This window comes from Pseudonocardia lacus (assembly GCF_018531445.1).
Classification (GTDB): Bacteria; Actinomycetota; Actinomycetes; order Mycobacteriales; family Pseudonocardiaceae; genus Pseudonocardia; species Pseudonocardia lacus.
The window spans coordinates 1-3,928 of sequence record NZ_JAHDTH010000365.1 but is presented as its reverse complement, the minus strand read 5'-3'; the positions used below and the strand labels follow the sequence as shown (position 1 = coordinate 3,928).

Annotated in this window: 5 protein-coding genes; 3 read left to right on the top strand and 2 right to left on the bottom strand. The window is 77.7% G+C overall.

Annotated features, from left to right (window positions below):
• A partial coding sequence (locus tag KIK08_RS37805) for a hypothetical protein (protein WP_214408119.1) occupies positions 1-464 on the bottom strand: 464 nt, incomplete at its 3' end.
• Positions 465-847: 383 nt separating this feature from the next.
• Positions 848-1,195 carry a hypothetical protein gene (locus KIK08_RS37800; RefSeq protein ID WP_214408118.1) on the bottom strand — a complete coding sequence of 116 codons (348 nt, stop codon included), beginning with the start codon at positions 1,193-1,195 and terminating at the stop codon, positions 848-850.
• Between the two features lie 245 nt (positions 1,196-1,440).
• Here KIK08_RS37800 and KIK08_RS37795 point away from each other — a divergent pair, with 245 nt between their 5' ends.
• The 3 genes from KIK08_RS37795 to KIK08_RS37785 form a co-directional block, all read left to right on the top strand.
• The gene (locus tag KIK08_RS37795; RefSeq protein ID WP_214408120.1) at positions 1,441-2,475 is read left to right on the top strand and encodes an LLM class flavin-dependent oxidoreductase; all 1,035 of its coding nucleotides are present in this window, start codon (positions 1,441-1,443) and stop codon (positions 2,473-2,475) included.
• Positions 2,476-2,528: 53 nt separating this feature from the next.
• Entirely contained in the window at positions 2,529-2,927 is a 399-nt protein-coding gene (locus KIK08_RS37790) for a nuclear transport factor 2 family protein (protein WP_214408117.1), read from the top strand.
• Between the two features lie 162 nt (positions 2,928-3,089).
• On the top strand, positions 3,090-3,928 hold an 839-nt coding region (locus KIK08_RS37785; RefSeq protein WP_214408116.1), incomplete at its 3' end, for a biosynthetic peptidoglycan transglycosylase.

Sequence of the window (3,928 nt, the reverse complement as noted above, 5' to 3'; positions counted from 1 at the left end):
GGCGGCGCGAGCAGCGCCACCGCTGGTGAGGAGCCGATCCGGGCGCCCGGAAGCGCGGCGGGGGTCGCCCGCCGGACCTCTGCGGGCGGCCCGGCGGGCGCCCGGACCGGCGGGCCCACCGAGGCCGCCCCGAGGCGGTTGCGCAGCCAGACCGCCCCCAGCTCGCGCCGGGCGGCGGCCAGGTTGGACCGCCCGCGGTCCAGGCACAGGTAGATCATCAGGAGTTGCCGGGGCCCCACCTCGATCGGGCGCACCAGGTGGTAGAAGCGGTGCGAGGAGATCATCAGGTCGTCCAGGCCGTCGCCGCCGGCGGCGGCCAGGAAGCCCGCGGCACCACCACCCCATTCCATGACGACGGCGGGCGGCACCGTGCTCGTGCCGACCTCGCCCAGAAGCGTCCCGGAAACCCGGTCGGCCACGCACGAATACGTGGCGCCGGGCAGGTCCATCAGGTCCAGGAGCACTTCGCGGAACGTGACCACTCGTATTCCTCCGCAGAGCGCGTCATTGCGTTACAGCTGTCGGGCAACATCGCTCCGCGGACCACGGCTCCGCGATGGGGGCCGGGGCGGAAGCGCGTCGCGATACATTCCGGTCGACAGCGTGGGGGGCTCGGGGGTCACCGGTGTTGATCACGTCGCGTCGCGGCGCGCTCACCGGACGTTATCAGCACGCCCCCGCGGTCGCCAGCACGGGACCCCCCGATCGGGACCCTCCGGGGCCGGTTGACCACATCGGGTGACCACCGGGCGGGATCCCGGCCTGGACGCGCGCCGCGGCGCCTGCCACGGGGCGAGCTGACCGGCCTCCCCGTCCGCCTGACCGACAAGTCAGGTCCGGCGCGGGCTCAGAGCGCCCGCAGGCCGACGATGATCCGCCGCAGGGTGTCCTCGTCCCGGGCCCACCTGCGGTCGAGGACCGGCGCTCGCGGGCCGGGGACCACCGGCGCCGGGCGGGCGGGCTCGCGGCGGGGCAGCGCGTCGGCGGTGGGCGCGGGCGGCTCCTCGTCGGGCACCGGGGGCAGCGCGAGCAGGGCCAGCACCGCGCTGCGCCGCCGGGTGGCCGGCTCGGCCAGCCAGGCCAGCGCGGGCTGCTGGGCGGGCTGCCGGGCGGGCGCAGGAGGGCGTGACGGGTCGTCGGGGCGGGGGTCGAGCACACCCCAGCATCCCCCGATCCCCCGTCTGCCCGCTGGCACGGAGGTAAGGCTCACCCGACAGGCCGAACACCGTTAGCCGAACGGCCCCGCCTGATCGAGGGGCGCGCCACGGGCGGTGACGGCCTCCGAGGTCGGGCAGACGGAGAAGTCGGGCAGCAGTCGGGAAGACGCGGGACCGGAGGCGGGTTGCACCCGTCGTGGCAGACCTCCCGACGCCGGACCGCCCGTCGGTCGCCGGTCCCGACCCGGCCGACCTCCCGGCCGACCTCCCGGCCGACCTCACCGTGACCGATCCCTCCGGCCGTGCGGTCCCGCTGTCGGTCCTCGACCTGGTGCCGATCTCGGCCGGCGCCACCGCGACCCAGGCGCTCGCGGCCAGCACCGCGCTGGCCCGTCGCGCCGACGAGCTCGGGTTCCGCCGCTACTGGCTCGCCGAGCACCACGGGATGCCGGGGGTGGCCAGCTCCTCCCCCGCCGTGCTCGTCGCGCACCTGGCCGCGGCCACCGAGCGGATCCGGGTCGGCTCCGGCGGGGTGATGCTGCCCAACCACCAGCCCCTGGTCGTCGCCGAGCAGTTCGGCACCCTGGAGGCGCTGCACCCCGGCCGGATCGACCTGGGCATCGGCCGCGCCCCGGGCACCGACCAGCGCACCGCCCGGGCGCTGCGGCGGGGCACCGACCCGATGGGCGCCGACGACTTCCCCGAGCAGCTCACCGAGCTGTCGGGGTACTTCCGCGGCGACGGCGCCGTGCTCGCCGTGCCGGCCGCGGGCAACGCGCCCGCCATGTGGCTGCTCGGGTCGAGCGGCTACAGCGCGCAGGTGGCCGGGCTGCTGGGGCTGCCCTTCGCCTTCGCCCACCACTTCAGCGGGCACAACACGCTGCCCGCGCTGGAGCTCTACCGGGAGCGGTTCCGCCCGTCGCCGCTGCTCGACCGCCCGTACGCGCTGGTGGCGGCGTCGGTGCTGGTGGCCGAGACCGACGAGCGGGCGCGCCGGCTGGCCCTGCCCGGCGCGCTGCAGTTCCTGCGGCTGCGCCAGGGCGAGCCGGGCCAGGTGCCCTCGTTGCGCGAGGCCGAGGAGTACCCGTACACGCCGCTGGAGCGCGAGTTCGTCGACGACCGGCTGGCCTCGCAGATCATCGGCTCGCCGCGGACGGTGCTCGACGGGGTCCGCGAGCTGGTCGGGCGCACCGCCGCCGACGAGCTGATGGTGGTCACCGGGACCTTCGACGCGGCCGACCGGCTGCGCTCCTACGAGCTGCTGGCCGAGGCGGTCTCCGGCGCCGCCGAGCGGGCCGGGGCGTCCGTGGCGGGCTGAGCGCCGACGGGCGCGGGTCGTCGGGCGGCCCCGGCCCGTGGTGTGATGCGCCCATGAGCGCGCACGACAGCCCGGCGGCCGCCTTCCGCGCCGCCGTCGAGTCCTCCGACGTGGCCGCCGCGGTGGCGCTGTTCGCCGAGGACTGCGTGTTCCACTCACCGGTCGTGCACGCCCCGTACACCGGCCGCGAGGCCCTGCTGGCGATCCTCACCGGTGTGACGGCGGTGTTCGAGGACTTCCGCTACACCGGCGAGTACGCCGGTCCGGGCGGGCACGTGCTGGAGTTCGCCTGCCGGGTCGGCGACCGCGACCTGCAGGGCGTCGACATCCTGCGCACCGCGGGCCCGGACGGCCCGATCACCGAGCTGACGGTGCTGGTGCGGCCCTACTCCGCGGCGACGGCGCTGCGGACCCGGATGGCCGAGCTGCTCTCCGGCGGCGCCCCGGCCTGACCCCGCCGGCGGTCACCAGCTGTCACCGCCCGGGCGGCGGCGCCGGCGTGCGGTGTCCCTTCGGGTGTCTTCGCCCCGGTCGGCGCACCCCGCCCGCCGGTCGCCGCGTTCCCCCCGCAGAGCGCGCGCCCCGACCGGCGGGGCGGCGGACGGGAGGGTCACATGCCCGGCGCCCATGTCCTGGACGCGCGGCGGACCGGGTCGCGGGCCCGTTCCCGGCGGGGCGCTGCGGGGCCGGGCTGGTGGCAGCCGCCCACGGCGAAGGACCGGCCCTCCGGTGCGCACCGGTCGCGGCGGACCGTGGCGCTCGCCGCCGCGCTGGCGATGCTCGGGCCGCTGGCCGCGCTCGCGCCCGGCTACCTGATCATCGACCTGCCCGGCCCGGACGACGTCGTGCGCGGCTCGGCCGCCCTGCTCTCCTTCGCCGACGGCCAGGAGCTGGCCCGGCTCGCCCCGCCCGCTCCCGCCCGGCCCCGGCTGCGGCCCGGGTCGCTGCCGGCGCACGTGCGCGACGCGGTGCTGGCCGCGCGCGACCCCGACTTCACGTCGCGCGCCGCGGTCGACCCGACCGGCATCCTGCGCGCCGTCGCCGGGCCCGGCACGGCGCCGGACCCCGGGCCGGTCGCGAACCAGTTCGCCGACCGGGCGCTGGCCGGGTTCGCGCCGACGCCGTGGCGCACCTACCGGGAGGTCGTGCTCGTGTCCAAGCTGTCGGTGCAGCGCGACCGCGAGGGGCTGCTGACCGACTACCTCGACGCGGTCCACCTCGGCCGGGGCAGCTACGGGCTGGCCCATGGCGCCGCCGAGTACTTCGGCGTCGACGCGGCCGCGCTGAGCCTGGAGCAGGGGGCGCTGCTGGCCGCGCTGATCGACGCGCCGTGGTCGGCCGACCCGGCCGCCGACCCCGACGGCGCGCGGCGGCGCTGGGGCGCCGTGCTCGACGCGATGGTCGCGCACGGCTGGCTCACCCCCGCGCGGCGCGCCGCGGCGCGCTTCCCGGA

Bases quoted from the DNA above. Each gene is read 5' to 3' on its own strand.
- KIK08_RS37790 (WP_214408117.1), top strand. From the start codon at position 2,529: ATGAGCGCGCACGACAGCCCGGCGGCCGCCTTCCGCGCCGCCGTCGAG.